The organism is Nocardia sp. NPDC049737 (genome assembly GCF_040674755.1).
In the GTDB taxonomy this organism is placed as follows: domain Bacteria; phylum Actinomycetota; class Actinomycetes; order Mycobacteriales; family Mycobacteriaceae; genus Nocardia.
Genome location: NZ_JBFANH010000039.1, coordinates 42,794 through 65,244, shown reverse-complemented (window position 1 = coordinate 65,244; position 22,451 = coordinate 42,794). Strand labels below are relative to the sequence as shown.

The following is a 22,451-nucleotide window of genomic DNA, read 5'->3' as shown; positions in this document are numbered from 1 at the left end:
ATGCCACTCAACAGGCCGCGCTTCCGCCGGTGACCGCAGCGGCGACGGCACCGTCGTCTACGCCGCCGGTTACAGCTGCCACGGCCACGACCTGAGAACCCGATCTCGCGGCGGGAAGGCTCTACTCCGCCGCGAGATTCCGGAGTTCCTCAATCCAGATGTGATAGCGAATGCCCGCTGCCCGGAACATATTCCGGGTAATAAACCGGTCGGCGCGGGCGTGCAGCCGCACATCCAGGGCTGAGGGGCTCAGCCCATGCCTGGACTAAGCCGTCAGGCCTGGGCTGCGGGGGTGACAGCCGGGGGCGCACTCGGATCGCTCGTCACGGATGGAACGGGCGCGGCGGGTGCCTGCGTCGCAGGTGTGGTGACTGCTGGCGCGGCCGTGGCCGCCGCGTTGGGGTCGGCAGGTACTGTCGCCGCGGCGGTGGCGCCCTGTGCCCCAGGCGCGGTGGCGCCCTGCGCCGCCTGCTCGGCCTTGGCTTTTTCTTCCTCTTTTTCCCTGCGCTCTTTATCGTTCTCCATCAGCGCCGTGACCACGGGTGTCGCGGCCATGACTCCCACCGGGACCAACATCGCGAGCGTCTGGAAAATCTGCCCGAGTCCGCCGTCGCCGCCACCGGAGCCACCACTACCGCCCGACGAATTGTTGCCGGAGGAGCCGTTACCGGAGGAGCCTTTGTCCGAACTGCCACTACCGGAGCCGTCGGCGCCACCCTTTCCGGCCATGTTCTGGTTGTTCTGGTAGACCGCCTCGACCTTCCGGTACACCTGTTCGACCGCGGTGGCGATCTTCTCCATGAGCTTCATTTCCTGCTCGGCCTTATGCTTACCGGTGATCGGCACCTTGAGGTCGGTCTGCAGGGTGTGCACGATTTCCATGATGGCCGCGAGCGTCTCATCCTTTTTGGCGACGACTTCGATCGCGGTTTTGGCGACCTCATTGTCGTACTGGAGCAGTGAGGTCTGCCGGGCACGCACGGCATCCATGGCCTGCTGGTAGGCGACGGTGGCTTCGCCCTTGCCGAGCGCTTTGTACACCACTGTCCGCAGCAGATCACCGACCTCGGGCGGCGGTTCCGGAACACCACGACCGAGTAGATCCACTGCGGACTGAATTGCGGCCTCGGCCATGGCGACAAATGATTTCAGCGCCGCTGAGGCGCCCGGCGGGGGATCCAGTTCGATAGGCGGCCCATAGTGCTTCGCCGTGGTGGGCGGCTTGTCGCGAGGATCGGGCCGCTTGTCCTTATCCGGCGGCGGGTTTTTGTCGCCGGGCGGATTCTTGCCGTCGGGTGAGTTCTGGCCTCCGGGCGGCGGGCCTTGCGGATCGGGTGGCAGCTTCTTGTCGGCACCGGTGGTGTGGTCGGTGGTGACGCTGGGCGCACTCGCCCAGGCAACTGTACCGGTCGCGACCTGGTGGTGCTGGGTCGCAAGCTGACCCAATACGCCAGGGTCGATTTCCGTGCTCCCGTCCGCCATACGCAATCAGATCCTTTCCCGCCACCCGACGTCCACCATTGTCCAGCCTTCCCGCAACTGGGAAGTGGGATCGTTTCCGTTTCTCGGCGCGATTGCCGCATAGTCGTGTGCGACTTCGTAGTTCGAGAAGCTTCTACATTTCGTCGGCGACATGACAGCTGCGTCGATTCGGAAGGCGGTCGATGATGAGCGATGGCGGGTCGGTCCGATGACGCCGCAACTCACACTCGACCTCAACGGGGTCTTGAACTCTTTACTCGGCCTTTACGGTTCGGGCCAACCGAGTCCGAGCACGGTGGCGACCACCGTATCGTCGGTTGCGGCCCGCACTGACGACGGCCATCGCGGTTCATTGATGGTCGGCTATGGCGACATGCGAGGTATGCATCATTCGGTCGCCGAATCCCACGCTGGCAAGGACAATCTCGTGAACCGGGCGGTCGCCTCGTCCGGTGACGGAACCATGGTCGGCCGCAACATGGTGAACAATCAGATCGCCGATCTGCAGACTCGTCTGCAGGCGATCGCGACAGTCGGCGATACCCGCTTCAGCGGTCCGGCGCTGCTCGATGCCGCCCAGAACACCATCACCAAAGTCACCAAGCAGGTCGACGCCGATGTCTCGGCGGCGCGGCACCAGGCGGCTCAGATCATGCCGCCAGCCGTACCGCAGGTCACGCGGGGCCGCGTAACAGGCGGTGGGAGCCGTCGCCGTCGCCGGAGCCGAGCGCGCACCACGGCGCGCACGGCGGGCCGTGCGACCTCACGATTGCAAGCGATCGCCGGGCGTCCCGTGCCGTCGGACGGAACCACCGGCAGCAAGGCGGTCAGCGCGGCCAGTGCCTGGCTGGGCACGCCGTACATCTGGGGTGGCGGCGGTGCGGGTGGTCCGAGCGGCGGCGGCTTCGACTGTTCCGGACTCACCCAGTATGCCGTCGCACAGGCCACCGACGGTCGAGTCGTATTGCCCCGCACCACTTATGATCAGATCTACTCCGGTGTTCGAATTTCCCCGCACGACGTCCAGCCCGGCGACCTGGTTTTCCCGGCGAGCTCCTTCAGCGCGCGGGGGCCCGAGCATGTCCAACTCGCCGCAGGCAACGGTCTGGTGATCGAGGCGCCGTACTCGGGTTCGACGGTCAAATGGTCGCGCATGTCCAATGACGCCGTTGTTGTGCGAGTGATCTGAAGTCTGGACACAGCACAGCGGCCGATGGCTGCTGAATGCCATCGGCCGCCAGGGGAGCCGTCGGGGATGGGGGGTTCGGCGACTCGCCACGGATGTGGGGAATCCGTTCCGCACGGCGGCCTGTTGCCGGGTTGCGACTCCAGGCCGCCGCTCGAGGTTGTGGGCTGTCAGGATGAGGACCGCCAGCCCACTGTGAACTCTACCGCTAAATAGCGGTGCGATCAATAGTGTGCCGTTAAGTGAGCTGCGACCGGTCGGTCGATTCTTGATCTTCGCAGGGGTAGCGGTCGGCACCTGGGGAAAGAGCCGGGCCGACCGCTGTCATGGCCACCTGAAGGAGTGGGATTGGGAAGCGCCGAGGTGAATGTTACCGTTGAATGACGGCGCTATTTGTAACGGCTCTTTACTTGGGGGTGTGCGTTTTCGCTGCCCACCGGGGCTTCCCAGTGTTGGGAATTGGGTGGCAACGGCGGCCGCCTCGGAATGTCTATCGTTCCCGCAGGCGAGAGTGGCGGAAGGGAAGTCCAGGTGTCAGCGGCCGAGGACGCGTTCTACACAGGTGTTCAATCTTTGGGATTGCTCGCCGGGGGAGTGCGAAACGAACAGCATGCGGTGGCAGCGTTCCGAGCCGCCACCGATCTTGATCCGGATATGTGCGATGCGTGGCTCGGCTGCGCCATGGCCGGTGAAGTCACCTCAGAGGTGATCTACGGTGCCTACCGGTCCGTGCACAATCTCTATCGCGACCAGCAGCGCGCGGGTCTGGTCGACCGCTCGCTGTGGTGCCAGGTCGAGATCGGCATGTACGGACTGCGCGTCGCGATGGCCGATCGCGACCAGATCGCGATCGCGCAGGCGTGTTCGTACGCCGAGGGCGGTGAATGGCAAGAGGCCGCGGCGATTCTCGATCAGGTGCCCAGCGACGATGTGGCCGATTTCGTCCGCATGTCACTGTTCTTCCGAACCAAGCAGTGGCTGGACGTGCTCGGTGCGCGCAGTGCGAAGCCCGTGCTCGAGGACGGATTGCTGGATATCGCGGCCGAACTGATGACCGCCCAATCGCTGGCCCATCTGGGTCGGATGGGCGAGGCGATGCCGCGCGCGCAGCGCATCGCCGAGGATGCCGCCTCGGGCAATCTGTCCTACATCTGGGCGGATGCGCACTTCCTGTTGGGCATGCTGTATCGGCATAACGGCGATCACGAGAACGCCGACCGAATCCTCAAGGGGCTGCAGGGATCCGGCCTGTGGACCGAGCGGGAAGAGTGGCAGCGCGCAGTCAAGGACAAGTCGTATCGGCTCGAGATCACCACGCCGGACCTGCTCGCCTCGCGCACCGACAAATGGGATCCGAAGACCGGCGCGGATCCGGCCGAGGCCGCGGCATCGGCCGCGCGCGAGGAGCGCGAGACACTGCTCGCGGAAGCCTCGGAGCTGCTGCAGTCGCAGATCGGTATGGATTCGGTCAAGGAGCAGGTCGACCGGCTGAAGTCGGGTGTGCTGATGGATCAGGTGCGGGCCAAGCGCGGTCTGGCCGTGGAATCCAAGTCGCAGCATCTGATCTTCTCCGGTCCGCCCGGCACCGGTAAGACCACCATTGCCAGAGTTATCGCGAAAATCTTCGCGGGCCTGGGAGTGGTGGAGAATCCCGAGGTCGTCGAGGTATCGCGCAACGATATGGTCGGCACCCATCTCGGCCACACCGCACCCAAGACCAATGCGCTGATCGATTCGGCGCTCGGTGGCGTGCTGTTCATCGATGAGGCCTACACACTGATTCAGGAGGGCCTCTCCGGCGGCGACGCGTTCGGCAAGGAAGCCGTCGATACGCTGCTGGCGCGGATGGAGAACGATCGCGACAAGCTGGTCGTGGTCATCGCCGGATACGAGGACCAGATCGACCGGTTCCTGGCGTCCAACGACGGTCTCGCCTCGCGCTTCACCAAGCGCATCCGGTTCTCCAGCTACGGCGCCGACGAACTGACGCAGATCGCCGATCATATTGCGCGCAAAAAGGATTCGCTGCTGTCTGAATCGGCGCGGGAGATCCTGCGGGATCGCTGCGAGCAGCTGGCCGGACAAACGAAGAACGGTCGCAGGTTGATCGATCTGGCCGGTAACGGTCGCTTCATCCGCAATGTCGTCGAGGCCGCGGAGGCCGAACGCGACTATCGCTTCACCAAGGAGAATGTGGATGTCGCGGCGATGAGCAATGAGGAATTGATGACCATCGACGCGTTCGACATTACGGCCGCGCTGGCAGGTTTGGCGCCGACGGGCTGAGCCGGTGGCGCGTTTCCGGGTGGTGACCAAACACCAGATATCCGGCTGGCGATTTCTCCTGCGCCGTATCGAACATGCCCTGGTGCGCCGCGATGCCTCGATGGTCGACGACCCGCAGCGCGGGCGGTCCACCGCCCTGTCGATCGGCATCGCGCTCGCCTGTGTGGTGGTGGCGGGTTCGGCCGTGCTGGCATTTTTCAAGCCGGCCAAACAGGTCGGCAACTCGAATATCGTCTCGGAGAAGGACAGTGGCGCATTGTTCGTGCGCCTCAACAACCGGTTGTATCCGGCGCTGAATTTGACTTCGGCGCGGCTGATCGCGGGTACAGCCGAGAATCCGGTGCCGGTCTCCCGCGATGTACTGGCGAAGTATCCGCGCGGACCGTGGGTCGGCATCCCCGGGGCGCCGGGCACCATCGTCGACAGCGGTACTCGGGATTCGTCGTGGGCCATCTGCGATACCGCCTACATCGGTTCGGCCGCGCCGGTGAATCAGTCGACCGGACTGCCCACCACGGCCTCCTCCGCGGTCCGCACGACCGCGATCGGTGGCTCGCTCACCGTCGACGGTGACGCCATCCGCCCGCTCGGTGCCGATGAGGCCCGGCTGGTGCGCAACGGCAACGACACCTGGTTGCTGTACAACGACGGCGAGAAGGGTGTGGTCCGCGCGGCGATCAGCCTCGCCGACTCCGCGGTCACATTGGCACTCGGCATCGACCCGACCGCATCGGTGCCCAACGCGTCCAGCGGACTCATCGATGCGACGCCGGAAGTGCCGCCGGTACGGGTACCGGATGTCCCGGGCGCGGGCGGTTCGACCACATTGAGTTCCGGACTGTCGGTCACGATCGGCTCGGTGTTGAGCATGTCCACGCCGGATCGCGGCGCCTCGTACTACCTGGTGTCCCAATCGGGCTTGGTCCAGGTCAGCGCGGTATTGGCGGCAATTATCCGCAATGCCGACTCGCACGGTATGCCCGCGACCACGGCTGTCGGGCCGGATATCATCACGGCCAATATGCGACCGGGAGCTTGGCCGGGCACGGCCGATTATCCGGCTCGCCCGGTCAAGATCGTAGATGCCACCCGTTTCGGGGTGAGTTGCTACCACTGGTCACGTGACAACGGTGATCCGAATGCCCGTACCGAGTTGCTGGTCGGTCGGCAGCTGCCATTGACGACCGAGGAACAGGTTCGCGTCGTCGATCTGGTGACCGCGCCGAGTTCGGGTGGCGCCACTGCGGATTCGGCCTATCTGCCCGGTAGCAGCGGCCGTTTCGTGCAGGTCACCGGGGCCGATCCCGCCTCACCTCTGCGTGAATCGCTGTATTGGATCTCCGACAGCGGGGTGCGCTACGGCATCGATCCCGGCGACACCGGTAGCCAGACCTTGTCCGCACTGGGTCTGCGCAGCCCGGTGCCCGCGCCGTGGAGCATCGTCTCGCTGTTCGCGGTCGGTCCGGTGCTGTCGCAGAAGGATGCCCGCGTTCAGCACGACGGGATTCCCACCGACAAATCGGCCACCGGCCTGAGAACGGGCGGTACATCATGACGACCACGCGTCGCTTCGTGCGCCCGGCGCGCGCCGTCCGCGGTCCCAAGGCGCCCGCGGTAACCGAGTTGCGCTTGCAGCCACCGACCGAACTGCCCAAACCGGTGCCCCCGTCCCGAATCAAAATGATCATGCCCGTGGTGATGGTCGCGGGTATGGGCGGAATGATGGTGATGATGTTCCGCAATGGCGGGCAGATGTCACCGATGATGATGATGTTCCCGGTCATGATGCTGGTGTCGATGTTCGGCATGATGGGCGGATCGATGGCGGGCGGTGGCGGCGGCAACGCGGCCTCGCTCAATGAGGAGCGCAAGGATTATCTGCGCTCGATCGCCGATAACCGCAAGACCGTCCATGCCGCGGAATCGGAGCTCTTCACCTTCCTGCGCTACACCCATCCCGGCCCCGCGGAGATCTCCCGATTGGTCGGCGGCACCCGGATGTGGGAGGTGCAGGTCGCGAGTCCACAGTTCCTGCGGGTACGGGTGGGGCGGGGCCGGATCGCCAACCAGGTGCGCGTGATCGTGCCGGAGGCGGCGCCCACCGCGGATCTGGATCCGGTGGGCGTTGTCGAGGTAACCCGGTTCGCCAAGGCCTATTCGACCGTCGGCGGTATGCCGGTCGCGATCAACCTGCTGTCGGCGCCACAGGTCGGATTCGACGGTGACGAGGGTGCGGTGGCGGCGCTGGTGCGCGCGATGATCGCCGAGATCGCGGTTTTGCACGGACCCGACCAGGTGGCGATTGCGGCGGTGCTGTCGGACCCGGACGGACCGGAGTGGTCCTGGCTGAAGTGGTTGCCGCACACACAGCATCCCAGTGAGACCGACGCCATCGGATCGAGCCGGATGGTGTACCGGTCCATATCGGAATTGCGCACAAAGGTTCTCGCCGGTCTGAATCGCGGTCCGTTCTCCGCCAACTCACAACCCACACTCGACCGCACGCACTACATCTTGATCGTGGATGTGGGCGGGGCGGCCAATGAGCGCGATATCTCCGGTGTCGACGGCTGCACCTGGCTGCGGCTCGGAGCGGCCGAACAGACGCTGCCGCGGGCGCTGAAATTCATGGTGAGCGAGAACCGGGACCTGCACGAGGTTACCGCGCGTGGTCCGCGCCGGGTCGGGACGTCCGATGCCATGTCGGTACCCGCGGCAACCGCGTTGGCGCGCAACCTTTCTCCACACCGCCTGTCGACCGTGGTGGAGGCAGTGGCCGCCGAACAGGCCAGCGGCGGTACCTCCTGGGAGGATATGGTCGGCATTCTGGATCCGGGCAATATTTCGGTCGAATTGCACTGGCCGCGCAGGCGTGACAGCGATCGGGCGCGGCTCAATATTCCGTTCGGCCACGATCCGACCAGTCAACTCGTCTTCCTCGATATCAAGGAATCGGCCGAGGAGGGCATGGGCCCGCACGGCATGTGCATCGGCGCCACCGGCTCCGGAAAGTCGGAATTCCTTCGCACACTGGTGCTTTCGGCAGTCGCGACGCATTCGCCGGATGTGCTGAACATGCTGTTGGTCGACTTCAAGGGTGGTGCGACCTTCCTCGGCTTCGACCGGCTGCACCACGTCACCGCCGTGGTCACCAATATGGAAGAGGAAGCCGATCTCGTCACCCGTATGGAAGACGTGATCAATGGCGAAATGGCCCGGCGGCAGCGGATTCTGCGCGATGCGGGCAACTTCGCCAGCGTCGCCGATTACGAACGGGCCCGCGAACAGGGCGCACAACTACCGCCGCTACCGACCCTGCTCATCATCCTGGACGAATTCGCCGAACTTCTCGAACAGCATCCGAATTTCTCCAAGCTGTTCGTGGCCATCGGTCGACTCGGCCGCTCGCTGCGCATCCACTTGTTGCTCGCCTCGCAGAAGGTGCCCGCGAACCGTATGGGTGAGCTCGAGGCACATCTCTCGTATCGAATTGCGCTGCGCACCAACCAGACCGCTGATTCCCGCGATGCCATCGGCACCGCCGATGCCTACCATTTGCCGAAGAAGCCGGGCTCGGGTTATCTGCGGGTCGGTTCGGGTGATCTGCAGCGATTCCAGGCCGCCTACGTGGGTTCCAGCTACACCGCACCTGCCCAGGCCGCCACGGCCAGCGCGCAGCGCGCGCGTCGAATCGGCGGCGGATACCGGCCGCCACAGCGGTTCACCGCCACCCAGATCATCAATGTCCGGTCGGAGCCGGTTGTCGCACCCGACCCGATCGCGCCCGAGGCGGATCCCGACGGCGAACCGGTCACGCTGATGGAGACCGTGCTGCAGCAGTTGGCCGGTCATGGTCGTCCGGCGCACAAGATGTGGCTGCCGCCGCTCGGCGTCCCACCCACCCTGGATCGGCTGGTCCGAACGGTCACTCCCGGCGCACTGCAGATGGCGCTGGCGATCATTGACAAGCCGCGTCAGCAACGTCAGGACGTGTGGACGGTGGATCTATCCGGCGCAGGCGGGCATATTGCCGTCGTCGGTGGTCCGCAGTCGGGCAAGTCGACCGCACTGCAGACCTTCGTGATGTCGGCCGCGCTAACCCACACTCCGGAACAGGTGCAGTTCTACTGTCTCGATTTCTCCGGTGGTCTGACTCCATTGCGCAATGTTCCGCACATCGGATCCGTCGCCTCCGCGCGCGACGGTGACCGGATCCGGCGCACCTTCGCCCTGATCACCAATCTTCTCGCGAGTCGGCAGGCGCTGTTCTCCGAACTCGGTATCGAGTCGATGCGCGAGTTCCGGCGTCGCCGCGGGGTGCCGCGGGAGTCGTCGGAGCTCACGGCCCACGGTGACGAACATGGCGATGTCTTCTTCGTCATCGATGGATGGGATATCGGTTTTTCGGTCAACGGCCCGTACTACGACGAATATGTACCGGTCATGGAGTCGATCGCGCTGCAGGGTCTGAACTATGGCGTGCACCTGGTGGTCAGCAGTTCGCGCTGGGCCGCCATCCGCCCGAACATCAAGGATCTGCTGCAGACGCGTCTGGAAATGCGCCTGGGTGACCTCACCGACACCGTCTTTTCACAACACCGCAGCGTGGTGACGGCGATTCCGGCGGATCGTCCAGGACGCTGCCTCTCCAACGATGGGCTGCATATGCTCACCGCGCTGCCGCGCATCGACGGTGTCGGGGATGCCGAGTCGGCGCCCGCTGGTATCGCGGGCGCGATCGAAGAGCTCACCCGTCGATACCAAGGACGCCGGGCACCCGAGGTCAAGCTGCTGCCAGATCGGATCACCCTGGCCGAGATCCGTGCGAATCGGCCGGATCCGACCACTCTGGCACAGCGACTGATTGTGCCGTTCGGTGTGCGGGAATCCGATCTGCGACCGGCCGCCATCGATTTCGGTGTCTCGACACATATGGTCGTGCTGGGCTCGTCGGGCTGTGGCAAATCGACGGTGCTTGCGGCGATGCTGGAGTCGATTCGGACGCAATTCACCAAGGACCAGGCCCGGGTACTCCTGGTGGACTACCGCCGCCAGCACATGGAGACAATTCCGGATGAACAGCTTGTCGGGTATCTGACCAGCGAGCGCGATCTGAAGGACGGGCTGCCTGCCTTCGCCGCGAAGATGCGCGAACGCCGTCCACCTGATGGAGTCACCCCGCAGCAGTTGCGGGACCGCTCATGGTGGAACGGACCGGAGATCTTTGTGGTCGTCGACGATTACCACATGGTGGCGCCACGCGGTTCGATCAACCCGTTGGACGCGCTGCGCGACCTCATCGTCGACGGCCGCGATACCGGTTTCCATCTCATCGTGGCGCGCAATATCGCCCAGGCCGACATGGCGCTTTACGACAACGTGCTCGGGCAGCTCAAGAATCTCAACAGCTCCGGACTGATCATGGATGGTTCAAAGTTGGACGGCATGCTCATCGGTGATGTAAAGCCGAGCAAGCAGCCCGTCGGGCGTGGGATCTTCGTCGAGCCGTTGCACTCCCGCAAGGATCTCGTGCAGGCCGCCTGGACTCCGCAGCCGGAATGATCCCTGGTCAAGGACTTTTCCGTGCGCATTCCCAGAGTTGGGAATGCCTTAGCGTTCTTGGTGTATCGACTCGCGAAGAGTCGGCACCTCTCGTTAGGAGACTTCCATGAACCTGGATGTTGTTCCGGACTATCTCCCGGTTATCGCCTCGCAGCTCGGTGTCAGTGCCGCCGATCTGATGCAGATGCTCGGTTCGGTCGCGACGGTGGCAGTCCCGTTTCCGCCGGGATTGGACGATGTGAGCGCATGCATTCCCACCGCATTCGGTCGGCAGGCAGAGCTTGTAATCCCTTGCACCGCAAACGGAGTCGTACACGGGGTGAACGGTGCGGAGGCACTACCCGAAGTGGGTGTCTCGTACGCGGTTACGGATGTGGGTGGCGGCGTCGAGGTCATCAGTAACACCGTGATGGTCGGCAAGTAATCGAGGATAGCCCGAGCGAAAGCATGATGATATGCTCGTGCCTTTTTTCATCGCGCAAACACCCGAGGAAATAATTGCCCGACTACTCGGCGGTCCCGGGATCACGGGAACGCTGCTGACGTCGGCGGGCTATCAGGCCATGGCCATGCAGTTGCACGCTGCTGCTGCGGCTACCGAGGGCTCGATGACCCAAATGAGCGGATCGTGGCAAGGGCTGTCGGCGGAGAAGGCGCAGCTGGCATTTCGCAACCATGCGATGTGGTTGCGCGAGCAGGCCACTGTGGCCGAGCAAACCGGCCTGTTGGCCGACCAGGTGGCAAGTATCTACTCCGGCGCGGAGACCGCCATGGCGGGGGTAGCCGCGTGGCTGGCCGAGTTCCGGTTGAAGGAGGCCGCCTTGGTGGCCACGACCGCCATGGGGGCGCCGACCGGTCCATTGCTGATCGCCCAGGAGATGGAGTATTTCGCGATCAAGGCGGCTGCTACGGGTGTGATGGTCAGCTATGCCGGAGCGTTGCTTCCCACGCTCGCGGCGCTTCCGCCGCCGATCGAGGCGCCCCCCATCGTGACCGGCGGTGATCCGGGCATGCAAATGGACTACACCACCTACGACAACCCGACGACCTACGACGGGACCGACCACACCACTACCGGAACGACCGAAACGACGACGACGACCCATACCCCGTCGGACACCGGAGGTCCGAACGACACCGGCGGTGGTGACAACGAGACCGGTGGATCCGATAACGGCGGCTCGGGCGGCAATGATTCGCCGACCGATCCCACACCGACGGATCCGACGAACTCGGCAACACCCACCGATCCCGAACAGCTGGCGCCGCAGGCGGATCCCGGTGCGCTGAGCGGTGATTCGGGCGCGAACGGCCTCGACTACGGTTCGGCGGACCAGATGGAACTCGTCGGCACATCGCAGTATTCGACGACACTGGCGGGATTGAACGGCGGGGTCGGCAGCCTCGTCGCGCTCAATATGTTGCGCGGCGGCGTCGGATCAATGCCGGGCGCTTCGACTGGATTCCGGATGCCTTCCAACTGGAATCTGGGTGCGAGTCGGGTCTTCGGTGCTACGCCTGCCCAGACGGGATCAGGTCCGATGGGGCCGCGCAACGGGCCGCCGCGTGGTGCGGTCGCGCCCAAGTCTCGGATGCGGCGTCGCCGCGACGACGAGAAGAGGCCGTCGAAGGTATTCGTACCCGGCGAACCTCAGGAAGTGCCGGTACTCGAAAAAGCTCCGGTCATCGGCGTTATCGAGTACGCGGACGGCAGTGGACGCGACGAGCCCGTGCTCGAACCGGTCCTGGCAGTCGGCGTCATCGAGCGAGTCGAAGACGAAGCCGTACTCGCCTCGGCAGAACGTCCCCGGTGAAGCACACCGAGGCCGAATATCCAAATGATGGAGAGGAATAACAATGGCCATTACGGATGTCGATCCGGCCCTGGTCCAGACCACCGCGAATAACACAACCATCGGTATGGGTGAGCTCGAAACGCATCTCGGAAGGATGCAGGGCGCCGCGATCGAGTTGCACAGCGCGATCAAGGGTAATACCGGTGATGCGGTCCAACAGGCGATGGGTGATGCATTCCAGCAGGGAAAGAATCTTGCCAAGGATTTGCAGCATATCATCGATATAATGAAAATAAACGGCGTCAGTTTCGATGATAGTGATATGTCCGAAGCTCAAAAGGTTTTGGCACATATCGGTGGCGATGGGGTCAACTCCACGCAGAACCTCAACTTGAATTTTCAGTGAGGTTTCAGGTAACCGCCGTACTCGAAATTAGGAAGGACTAGTTCGATGACTAAACCTATTCACCTCAATCACGGCGCCGCGGCAACCGCCGTTGGCGATGTCAAGGCGCTCGTCACCGCGATGATGACGAACACCGAGCGATTGCGTGGGCTCCAGAAGGGGTTGGAAGCCGTGCTGCAGGGCGCCATGGGCGATGCGTACCACGGCACGATGACCAGCTACAACAACGACCTGAGTGCCTACGACACGCAGGTCCAGAAGTTGAACAACGCTGTCGAGGCGGCCGCCCTCGAGATCAACCACACCGATCACCTGGCGGGAAATAGGTTCGCAGGCGGTAGGGCGTAACGATCGCGCCGTCCCTTTCCGTACCGTTGCATGTTTCGCGGCGCGGCCGGGCTGTTTCCGATTACTCGACATTCGGTGAAGGTGTGGAAGACGATCCAATCGCAATCGACCTGAATGTCGATGCCGCCCTGCTGCTTCAGCGGCTGGTCGGCATCGACTCCTATCCGCCGGTATTGGCGCTGCTGCCGAATATCTATCGGCCCGAGGACCGGGACCGGGTAGACGCCGTTGTCGTCGAACAGCTCACCAAGGTGGGCGTGCTCGAGGACGGCGTGGTCAACCCGGTCGTCGAGCATTGGCTGCGGTGTCTTTACCGGCCGGATGTGGAATTGGTTGCCCGGATCCTGGATGCCGGCTGGGATGACGAATCGCAGGCAATGCTGCGGTTGTCGCTGGTGCGCGCGGGCGAGACGCATGTGCTCGCGGTGCGCTCCGACGACCATGTGGTCATCCAGTCGGTATTCCAGCCGGATCGCCAGCTGGGCACGCTGACCGCGGCGATCGGCGCCGCGCTCGGTCCGATGCCTGCCGTGCGGTTCGAGCCGGTGACTGCGACCGCCGAACAATTCGGGGAGGTGCCCGACGACCAGGACGAACGGCGGCGTGCCCTGGTGGAACTCGGTGCCGAACCGCATACCGCCGGAGTGCTGAGCCGAGTAATGGATGAGGTGGTAAGGCGGGCCGAGGTGGTGGTGATCGAGCACCACGACGGCCGTGAGGCGCAGCCCGGATTCTGTGTGAGCGTGCTGGACGCCCCTTCGGGGCGGATCATTGTGACTCCGAGCGTTGCGATGGACGGGCAGCTGTGGTCGACATACGCACCCGGCGACGACGCGGCATTGCATGCGGGCGTAGGGGCACTGGTCGATCTTTTACCCAGCCGCAGCTGGTTCGAAACCAGCCGCGCCGACTGAATTGTGCCGCCAGTGTTTTCGAGAGGATGAGCGAAGTGAACCGAGCACCGAGTTTGAACGGTCATTCGACCGAGTCCGTCCGGGCTCGAGGCGGATACGATGCCTTCTTCTCACCCGTTCCCGAACAGAGCGGTCCCCCGGCTGCGGACGGATCGGCTCCCGCGGCTTCGAGCGCGGCCGGTGCATCGGCCACAACCGGACCTTCCGCCGGGGCGGATCGTGCTCCGGGCGGTACGGTTCCGCCCGTGCCGCATTTCGATGGTGGTGAGCCCGTGATCGGGGCCCCACCGCAACCGCCGAGCCAGACCGCCGCGCCGGAAGGTGTCGGCGCTCCCGTATCCGGCGCGCAACCGCCGCAGCCGAATACCGCTGCCGCGCCTGTCGTCGGCCCGCCGTCGGTGCAGAGGCCTGCGCCTACTGCCACGCCGCAGGCCACCGTCGAACCGCCTACCACCGCGACTCCGCCGCCAGCGTATCCGGCTCAGGCTGCGACGGCCGAAACATCGGGGGCGGCATGGCAATCCACCCAGACCTCGGCCCAAACCGCTGGCGCACCATGGCAATCCGCCGCGAACCCGGAACCTCCGAGAGCCGCGGAGCAACCCGCGTCGTGGTTGCCGGACCGCATCCAACACGCGTCCCATGATCCGTCCGAGCGTGTTGAGGTCCTGCCCGCGCTGACATCGGCGGATCTGCTCTCCGATATCGCGGCCGCTCGGCGTGCGCAGTTGAAGTCCACCAGCGGCATGCGCGGTGCGCTGAACAAGGTCGGCTTCAATCTGGGACTGTCACCGGCCGAACAACGCAAACAAGACCGGCGCGGCCGGATTCGCCGACAGCTCACCGCCCCCTATCAAATCGCGGTGATCAGTGTGAAGGGCGGTGTCGGCCGGACGACTCTCGCGGCGACTCTCGGTTCCACCTTCGCGCATCTGCGCCCCGACCGGGTAGTGGCCGTCGATGCCAATCCGGACTTCGGCGATCTGCCCACCCGCACGAGCCCGCATCCGTATGGCCTGACCCTGCGTGATCTGGTGCGCTCATCGAATCTCGAGGCATTTTCCGCAGTGCATTCGTTCACCTCGATCAATGACGCCGATCTCGCGGTCATCGCGTCGCCGTGGAATACCGAGGCCACCGAGGCGCTTTCGGGCCGGGAGTACTCGATGGCGGTCGAGATCCTGCGCAGGCACTACAACCTGGTGCTGGTGGATTGTGGTACGGGTGTGCTGGATTCGGCGACGAGCACCGTGCTGCAGACCAGCGACGCGGTCGTGGTGGCCACCCCGGCCACCGTCGGCGGTGTCAAGGGTGCGGTCGCCACCCTCAACTGGCTGAACTCGCACGGCATGCAGCATCTGATCGCCAAGTCGATCGTCGCGATCATGCACCACCACCCGACCAAGCCGACCGTCGAGGTCGACCAGATCGAGAAGCTGTTCGCGACCGCGCAGCGGCCGACGTTTGTGGTGCCCTACGATGAGCATTTGGCCGAGGGTGGGCCGGTCGATCTGCGGCTACTCGATTCCGAAACTTTGCTCGCCTTCGAGGAACTGGCCGCGACACTGGCCGACGGTTTCGACGGCTACCAGGCCCAGCGTCCGTCTCAGGACCGCGGAGAGTGGCGATGAGCACTGCCATAGCGCCCGCGCCCCCGCCGTCGCCGGCGGCGCCGCCGCCTTCCGCGGAGGTCGCTCGGGCCCGGATCGCGGTCCTGGTCGCCTCCTATCAGGTCGACGTGGTCGTGCCGACCAAGTTCACGATCGAAACCTTCATCGATGACCTGCTCGGCGTGTTGGTGCGCGCGATCGGTGACGACAACCTCGACTTCACACCGCCCAGCGGGCAATGGAGTCTGGGCCGTCCCGGTGAACCGCCGATGCCGCGCTGGCGCAGCCTCGCCGACCACGATGTCGTCGACGGCACCGTGCTCATGCTTTCGGTGGTCGAATCGGCGGAGGTGTTCACACCGGTCGTCGAGGACATCACCGATGCGCTCGCCATGATCAATGAGCGCGAATTCGCCGAATTCAACGTCGAGACCGCGGCGATCGTCGGCCTGAGTGCGCTCGGCGTCGGCTCGGCCACCATGGCGGGTCTGCTGTCGTGGTCGTGGACCGAGAGCGGTTCGATCCTGTGGTGCGGGCTGCCCGCCCTGTTGCTCGGGGCGATCTGCTGGGGTGCCGCGCTGGTCTCCGGTCGGCGTCGGGCCGCACCGCGGGTCTGCCTCGGCCTGGCCCTGGCCGCCCTTCCGCTGCTGTTCGCCGGTGGCGCGATGCTGGTGCCACCGGCCTATGACGAGCCGGGCGGCTTCGCCGCTGCGAATGTGGCGGCGGGGTCGGTGGTGGCCGCCATTGCCGCAGCGACCATGCTGCGCTTGACCCGGCTCGGCATCGCCACCTTGATGGCGGTGACAGTGCTCGGCGTCGTGGTTACCGCAATGGTGCTGCCGGTGACCTATCTCGATATTTCGGTGCGGCAGGTCACCGGTGGCGCCGTATTCGTCGGACTGGTGCTGCTTACCTCGGCCCCGAGGTTGGCCGTGGTGGCCGCGCGAATCCGTCCGCCCGACCTGCCGGATCCGGGCACCGATGTGGCCCCCACGAGCCTGACGGACATCTTCGACGCCGAGGCCGCCAGGGATGCGGAGCCGGAACAGGATGATGCCGAACTGCGCCGCGAACAACTCGGCCACGGTATCGAGGGTCGCGCGCGGCTCGCGGTGACGAGTCTGCGCGGATTGATCGCGGCGGTATCGGTGCTGCTGTCGGTGTCGGTCGTGCTGTCGGCCGCGGCCAGTCCGGGCGGTATCCGGGAAATCGTCATGGCAGCGGCCGTTGCCGGTCTGCTGGCCATGCGGGCGCGCTGGTATCCGGACCTGGTGCAGGCCATCTCCCTGCTCACGGCGGCCGCTATCACGGTGGTCGGCGTCGCATTCGTGCTGGTCGGAGCCTATGACACGGCATTCGCGCGCCTGGCGGTAGCGTTGGTGGTCGCGCTCGCCGGTATCGTCGGCTGCGTCGCCGCGACCCGGTTGCCGGGACGTCGGCTCTCGCCGGTCACCCGCCGGGTCATCGACCTCATCGAATACGCGCTGATCCTCATCGTTCCCGTCATCGCGTTCTGGATCATGGGCATCTACACGGCGATGCGAGCGATCTGATGCGGATCGGCAAGGCCGCGGCCGTCGGGTTGGCCGCGGTGGCGCTGGCCATTGGCGCCGCGCCCGCGAGTGCGCTGGAACCGCCGCAGGTGGTGGTAGGTACGCCGCCTGCGGATGGTCCGCCCGGACCGGAAGCACCGACCAAACAGGACAAGGGCTGCTTGGCCGCGGGCGTGCTGCCCGACAGCGATCTGACCCAGGCGCCGCCGCCGGAACGAGCGCTCGATCTGCCGCGCGCGCGGGCGTTGAGTCGCGGGGGTGGTGTCACCGTCGCCGTGATCGATACCGGTATATCGCCCGGTGCGCGGCTGCCGAATCTGACCGGCGGCGGGGACTATGTCGCGACCGGCGGTGACGGGCTGTCGGACTGCGACGCGCACGGGACGTTGATCGCCGGAATCATCGGCGCCTCGGCGAGTACGAGCGACGGTTTCGTCGGGGTGGCGCCCGATGCCCAGCTGATTTCCATCCGGGTCCGATCGGGTGCGTTCAGTCCCGAGAACAGCGCCAATAGTGATGCGAATCAACAGCTTTCACTTGAGATCCGGACCCTTGCCCGCGCCATAACACATGCGGCGAATCTCGGGGCCGGCGTCATTACCGTGGCATTGCCGGTCTGTGTTCCAGTGGATGCCAAGGTCGATCAGTCGATCCTGTCGGCGGCCATCGGATACGCGGTGCACATTCGCGGTGCGCTCATTGTCGCCGGTGCGGGCAATACCGGTAGCTCTGGCTGCGAGCAGAATCCGGCGATCGATCCGGCCAAACCGCTCGATTCCCGGAACTGGAAACAGGTGAAGACCATTTCGGTACCCGGTTGGTTCGCACCCGACGTGCTGACGGTCGGCTTCACGACGGCCACCGGTGCGCCGATGGCGGATTCGCTGTCCGGGCCATGGGTTTCGGTGGCCGCGCCGGGCACCGGCATCGAATCGCTCGGGCCGGGCGGTGGCGGGCTGATCAATGGCGTCGGCTCGCCCGACAAGCTGGTACCGGTGGGCGGCGCATCCTTCGCCGCGGCGTATGTCAGTGGTGCTGCCACGCTGCTGCGATCACGTTTTCCGAATGAGACCCCAGGGGAGATCAGCGCGCGGCTGCAGGCGAGCGCACATGCTCCGGCCCGCGGTATCGATAATGCCGTGGGCGCGGGCGTGATCGATCCCCTTGCGGCGCTGAGCTTTCGCACACCGCCCAAGCCGCCGGCCGGGCTGTTCCGATCATCGACTCTGGTCATGCCGGAGCCGCCGCGTGCGCGAGACCGTCGACCCGCGGTCGTGGCTACGATCATCATCGCGGCGGCCGTGATATTCGGTCTCGGCGCGAGTTATGCGAACAAGGTGATCGGGAGACGTCGGTGAGCTTTCCGAGCATTCGAGTCGGCGGTCTCGAACGCGGACCGGTTGCCGTGGTGGTGATCGCCAGTAGTTTCGTGCTGGTCGGGTTGTGGGCCCGGGTCCCGTTGTGGGTCGGCCCCGCGGTGGTGACCGCATTGCTGGTGACGGTGATTGTGCGGGTCAACGGCCGTACCACGGCGCGCTGGCTGCTGGACTGGGGTGCGTATCGGTCCGGCCTCGAGGCCAGGGCACGTGAGCGTGCCGAACGGCTGGCGCTGCGCGATGTCGAGGTGGCCGCCGGGGTCTGCGGTGTGCACGAGGCGGGCTCGACGCTGGTCGCGATGATCCAGCTGGCACCGAATCTGGATCTGCCGACCGTCATTTCCGAGAAGAGCCTCTACACCGAGGATGTGGTGCCGGTCGGTGCACTGCTGCCGCTGCGCGATCAGTTCGGCATCACCGTCGATATCGATATCGTGACCACCGGTCAGCGCGTCCGTCCGGCCAGCAGCTACAGCATGCTCTACGACCAGCTCATCGGATCTCATCCGGTGGTGGGCAGCCGAGTGACCTGGTTGGTGGTGCGCCTCGACCAGGAACGCAACCTGTCGGCGCTGTCGCGCCGTGGGCCGGTCGCGGTATCGGCGCCCAAGGCACTTGCTTCCGCGGCGCACCGAATCGCGGGCCGGCTGCGCGAACGCGGTATCGCCGCCCACGCGCTGCCCGCGGACGCACTGCGCGACGCGACTCGGCTGCTACACGCCGGTGTCGAACTGTCCGACCTGCGCGAGAAATGGGGCCATCTGGAATCCTCGGCACCGGGGCGGCTGGTGACCAGTTTCCTGATCGATTGGACCCAGCTCGACGATGCCGGACTCGACGACTGCTGGTCCTGGAACCGGGGCCGGACCACCGTTGTAGTGAGTCTGGCCGGGGGTGCGCTCGGCTCACGCGGTCTCGTCCGCTGTGTTGGGCCAGCGCCGACCAGCGAACCGCCCGGATTCCTGCGTCCGCTCGGCGGCCGACAGTCGACGGCTCTACTGGCGACACTGCCGACCGGCACGTCGGTGCACGATCTGGCGGTCGACGAAACCGGCGTCGATATCACGCCGGACGATCTACTCGATCTCGCCGTCACCATCGGTCCCAACGGCCAGATTCTCGGCGCGATCAGCGGACAGCCGCGACATACCCTGGCGCTGCCACTGTTCGATCCGGCGCGCTACAACCCGCGCAGGCGCACCATCGATGTGCACGCGAATCTGGCGGTGGCACAACAGATCGTGCTGCGCGCGATGGTCGTCGGTGCCGATGTCGAGGTCCATTCGGCCCGCCCGGATCGGTGGTCGCAGCTGGTATCCGCGGTCGGCGATCCCAATTCGTTGCGCCTGGCCACCGAAAGCCGGGAAGTGAATCCGGATGCGGATTCGGCCACGCCGCCCGCGACCATCGCGGTCTTCGACCAGGTGCCCCCGCAGGTATCCGCGGCGCATACGACCGTCACCATCAGTGAGCCGGGCACCCCGCGGCGCCGGTCGGTGGATCTGGCGATCAATCAGGTCAGTGCCACCGCGGTCGACGTCAGCATTCCGATGCGCACGGTCCGAGTCGATCTGATCGAGCCACGCGGCGAGACCAGGTACTACGACGCCTCGATCGGCCCGCCCGCGCGCAACGACAACGGAAACCTGCCCGCGCAGCCGGCAACGGTTCCGCAACCGGGTGAGGCGAGAACGGACGAATCGAGACGGTAATGTTTGTCGGTGTGGTAGCGGACCCCCAGTCGGATAGCGGCCAGATTCCCACCCAGGATGGCGAGGACGCGCTCACCCCGAGGCAAGCCGCGGCTTCGATCTTCTCCAGTCGACTATCGGAATTGATCGCGGAATCGGTGGTTTCGACCGAAGACGGGTCGACGCGCGGTTTGACGCTGTACTCGTTGGCGCAGCATTTGGAATTGGCGTATCCGGATGTCCCGGTTTCCCAATCCGGCCTGTATCGACTGATCCACGGTGACGCGATTCCGCGGCTCGATCTGATCATCGCGCTGGCCCGGGTATTCGACGTTCCCCCAGAGTATTTCGTCACCGAGGAAAAGCAGCGCTGACGAGCGGCTGTTCCCCCCAGCGGGAATAGTCTTCCCCGAGTGCGCCGTCCGGCCTGGATACGATCCGGATTATGCCCGCCGAGGACTCTGGGGATGTGATTCTCCGCCATCGAACCGCGGTATTGGACGCACTGCTGTCCGATCCGTCGTTCAGCGAAACCGGTGCGGGGATCGATACGCCGGAACTCAGTGGGCCGTTGACCGGTGAACCGACCGAGGCCCTGGATGATCTGGCGCATGCGATCGGCGGCTTGCCACCCGAGGCGGCCGGCCGCCGATCCGCCGACGGCCCCAAGGCCAGCGAACGGATCATCGCGCTGCTGAACGGCCAGACATCGGATTCCGCACCGGCACTGGACTTTTCGTCGGATTTCTCCGAGGCCGCCAGCCGGACGGCACCGGCGGAGTCCGCTTCAGCTGGCGCCGAGACCCGGGGATCGTCGGCAAAGCAGCCGGAGTTCTCCGAGCGGGTCACCAAGGTCGTCACGCACCTGAAGAATCCGAAGGTAGCCCTGGCCGTCTGCGCCGTCATGGCAGTACTGCTGGTGCTCGCGCTGATGACGACCGGCGGCAAAGACGAGACGAAACGACCGCAGCAGCTCGCGGTCGTCACCCCGACCGCGGCGCCGTCGTCGAAGCCCGAGCAGTCCGCGGTCCCGACCAGTGGGGGACCGCTGCAGGTGAAAGCCGCTCAGTCGCACTGCCCGTCGGGTAGTACGCCGGGTATGGACGCCTTCAGCGGACAGCAGGGCAAGGCTTGGTCGTGCGTGCGTGCCTTCAAGGTCGACGGTCAGGTGCTGACCATCGATCTCGGCAAGAGTTATCAAGTCGATTCGATCGGCATCGTCCCCGGCTGGGACAGCGTCGGTACCGACGGTTCGGACCAGTGGGCGAAATACCGTACGGTCAGCCGGGTTTCGTACCAGTTCGACGATTCGAACAAGACCACCTATACCCAGCAGACGTTGGATCAGCGAACCTTGGTGGTCACGAAGATGGAGCCGCCGGTGAGTGCCTCGAAAATAACTCTCACGGTCCTGCAATCGAAGGGCGAACAGACGATCAATACCGTTGCCATCTCGTCGATCGTGATAACGGGACATTGACCTTCGTCGAACGGGTCTGCCAGTACTGCTCGCACCCGAACGCGGGCACGGAATCCCGGTGCGCACATTGCGGCGCGCCGTTGCATCGCCTCGCGGCCGCAACCGGGGCGGCTGCGAGGGCGGGGGAGACCGTCGTCGGCGACACCGAAAAGGCGGTCGCGGGTGCGGAGAACGTGGTCGCGGGTGCGGAAAACGTGGTCGCGGGTGCCGAATCCGTCGCGACCGGTGTGGAAAAGTTCGCCCAGCGGTATCCGCAGCACTGGCAATGGCGCGCCGCTATCGGCGGAATTGTGGCGACGGTACTCGGCTTCGTCTTCGCGATCGTGCACTCGTGTTCGGGGCCGCTGGTTCCGTCGCTGCCCGATCTCGGTGCCTCCGTCGGTGCCTCTGCGGCTCTGCCGGAAGCGGTACGTGCGGCCGCGTCCTGTCAGCAAATCGATACTTCGGCAGAGCAATGCGTCATACGGTCCGATAATCCGCTACTCGCGGGCGGTATCACCGGCGGTCGGGAACTGTCCCTGTCGGTGACGCGGGATTCGCCGGATCGCTTGCCCGCCAACATCTCCCGCTGGCGGGCCGCGGGTGGCACGGTGATCGCCGATGGACCGGTCTTCGTGGCGATCGGACCGTCGGCAACGGTGTGGTACGCCAATATCGCGGCCGGGGTGCGCATCGAAACAGGCTCGTTCACCGGCCGCGCTGGCGCGCAGACCTTCTTATCGCGATCGGGCCTCGCAAGGTGAGCCGCCGGGCCCGAGTTG

The 22,451-nt window shown here is 65.3% G+C and carries 18 protein-coding genes; 17 read left to right on the top strand and 1 reads right to left on the bottom strand.

What is annotated here, in order from left to right; all coding sequences use genetic code 11:
- On the top strand, nucleotides 1-244 hold a 244-nt coding region (locus AB0J47_RS36625), incomplete at its 5' end, for a hypothetical protein (protein WP_364357240.1).
- Between the two features lie 29 nt (nucleotides 245-273).
- On the opposite strand, the gene AB0J47_RS36620 is transcribed toward AB0J47_RS36625, so the two are convergent.
- Complete coding sequence (locus AB0J47_RS36620) at nucleotides 274-1,482, bottom strand: hypothetical protein (protein WP_364357237.1); 1,209 nt, start codon at nucleotides 1,480-1,482, stop codon at nucleotides 274-276.
- 151 nt (nucleotides 1,483-1,633) lie between these two features.
- Between AB0J47_RS36620 and AB0J47_RS36615 the strand changes: the two genes are divergently transcribed.
- The 16 genes from AB0J47_RS36615 to AB0J47_RS36540 all read left to right on the top strand — a co-directional run bounded on the left by AB0J47_RS36615 (nucleotide 1,634) and on the right by AB0J47_RS36540 (nucleotide 22,433).
- The gene (locus AB0J47_RS36615; RefSeq protein WP_364357234.1) at nucleotides 1,634-2,671 is read left to right on the top strand and encodes a C40 family peptidase; all 1,038 of its coding nucleotides are present in this window, start codon (nucleotides 1,634-1,636) and stop codon (nucleotides 2,669-2,671) included.
- A 528-nt stretch (nucleotides 2,672-3,199) separates the two neighbouring features.
- The gene (eccA, locus tag AB0J47_RS36610; protein ID WP_364357231.1) at nucleotides 3,200-4,954 is read left to right on the top strand and encodes a type VII secretion AAA-ATPase EccA; all 1,755 of its coding nucleotides are present in this window, start codon (nucleotides 3,200-3,202) and stop codon (nucleotides 4,952-4,954) included.
- 4 nt (nucleotides 4,955-4,958) lie between these two features.
- Nucleotides 4,959-6,509 (top strand): type VII secretion protein EccB, encoded by a 1,551-nt coding sequence (gene eccB / locus AB0J47_RS36605; protein ID WP_364357228.1) that lies wholly within the window; start codon nucleotides 4,959-4,961, stop codon nucleotides 6,507-6,509.
- Entirely contained in the window at nucleotides 6,506-10,516 is a 4,011-nt protein-coding gene (gene eccCa / locus AB0J47_RS36600; RefSeq protein WP_364357225.1) for a type VII secretion protein EccCa, read from the top strand. The genes eccB and eccCa overlap by 4 nt, the downstream gene beginning before the upstream one ends.
- A 106-nt stretch (nucleotides 10,517-10,622) precedes the next feature.
- Complete coding sequence (locus AB0J47_RS36595) at nucleotides 10,623-10,940, top strand: hypothetical protein (RefSeq protein ID WP_364357222.1); 318 nt, start codon at nucleotides 10,623-10,625, stop codon at nucleotides 10,938-10,940.
- Nucleotides 10,941-10,971: 31 nt separating this feature from the next.
- Nucleotides 10,972-12,330 carry a PPE domain-containing protein gene (locus tag AB0J47_RS36590; RefSeq protein ID WP_364357219.1) on the top strand — a complete coding sequence of 453 codons (1,359 nt, stop codon included), beginning with the start codon at nucleotides 10,972-10,974 and terminating at the stop codon, nucleotides 12,328-12,330.
- A gap of 43 nt (nucleotides 12,331-12,373) precedes the next feature.
- Nucleotides 12,374-12,718, top strand: coding sequence for a hypothetical protein (locus AB0J47_RS36585; protein ID WP_364357216.1), 345 nt, complete (start codon nucleotides 12,374-12,376; stop codon nucleotides 12,716-12,718).
- Nucleotides 12,719-12,763: 45 nt separating this feature from the next.
- Nucleotides 12,764-13,066: a hypothetical protein gene (locus AB0J47_RS36580; protein WP_364357213.1), complete on the top strand. Its 303-nt coding sequence runs from the start codon at nucleotides 12,764-12,766 to the stop codon at nucleotides 13,064-13,066.
- Nucleotides 13,067-13,149: 83 nt separating this feature from the next.
- Complete coding sequence (locus AB0J47_RS36575) at nucleotides 13,150-13,980, top strand: ESX secretion-associated protein EspG (protein ID WP_364357210.1); 831 nt, start codon at nucleotides 13,150-13,152, stop codon at nucleotides 13,978-13,980.
- Nucleotides 13,981-14,225: 245 nt separating this feature from the next.
- Nucleotides 14,226-15,611 carry an AAA family ATPase gene (locus tag AB0J47_RS36570; RefSeq protein WP_364357207.1) on the top strand — a complete coding sequence of 462 codons (1,386 nt, stop codon included), beginning with the start codon at nucleotides 14,226-14,228 and terminating at the stop codon, nucleotides 15,609-15,611.
- Nucleotides 15,608-17,143: a type VII secretion integral membrane protein EccD gene (eccD, locus tag AB0J47_RS36565; protein WP_364357204.1), complete on the top strand. Its 1,536-nt coding sequence runs from the start codon at nucleotides 15,608-15,610 to the stop codon at nucleotides 17,141-17,143. The genes AB0J47_RS36570 and eccD overlap by 4 nt, the downstream gene beginning before the upstream one ends.
- Entirely contained in the window at nucleotides 17,143-18,501 is a 1,359-nt protein-coding gene (mycP, locus tag AB0J47_RS36560; protein ID WP_364357201.1) for a type VII secretion-associated serine protease mycosin, read from the top strand. Before eccD ends, mycP begins: the two co-directional genes overlap by 1 nt.
- Nucleotides 18,498-20,231, top strand: a complete 1,734-nt coding sequence (gene eccE, locus AB0J47_RS36555; RefSeq protein WP_364357198.1) for a type VII secretion protein EccE — start codon at nucleotides 18,498-18,500, stop codon at nucleotides 20,229-20,231. Before mycP ends, eccE begins: the two co-directional genes overlap by 4 nt.
- 11 nt (nucleotides 20,232-20,242) lie before the next feature.
- Nucleotides 20,243-20,584 carry a helix-turn-helix transcriptional regulator gene (locus AB0J47_RS36550; RefSeq protein WP_364357195.1) on the top strand — a complete coding sequence of 114 codons (342 nt, stop codon included), beginning with the start codon at nucleotides 20,243-20,245 and terminating at the stop codon, nucleotides 20,582-20,584.
- A 71-nt stretch (nucleotides 20,585-20,655) separates the two neighbouring features.
- Complete coding sequence (locus tag AB0J47_RS36545; protein ID WP_364357192.1) at nucleotides 20,656-21,690, top strand: discoidin domain-containing protein; 1,035 nt, start codon at nucleotides 20,656-20,658, stop codon at nucleotides 21,688-21,690.
- Nucleotides 21,687-22,433, top strand: a complete 747-nt coding sequence (locus AB0J47_RS36540; RefSeq protein WP_364357189.1) for a hypothetical protein — start codon at nucleotides 21,687-21,689, stop codon at nucleotides 22,431-22,433. Before AB0J47_RS36545 ends, AB0J47_RS36540 begins: the two co-directional genes overlap by 4 nt.
- Nucleotides 22,434-22,451 lie beyond the last annotated feature (18 nt).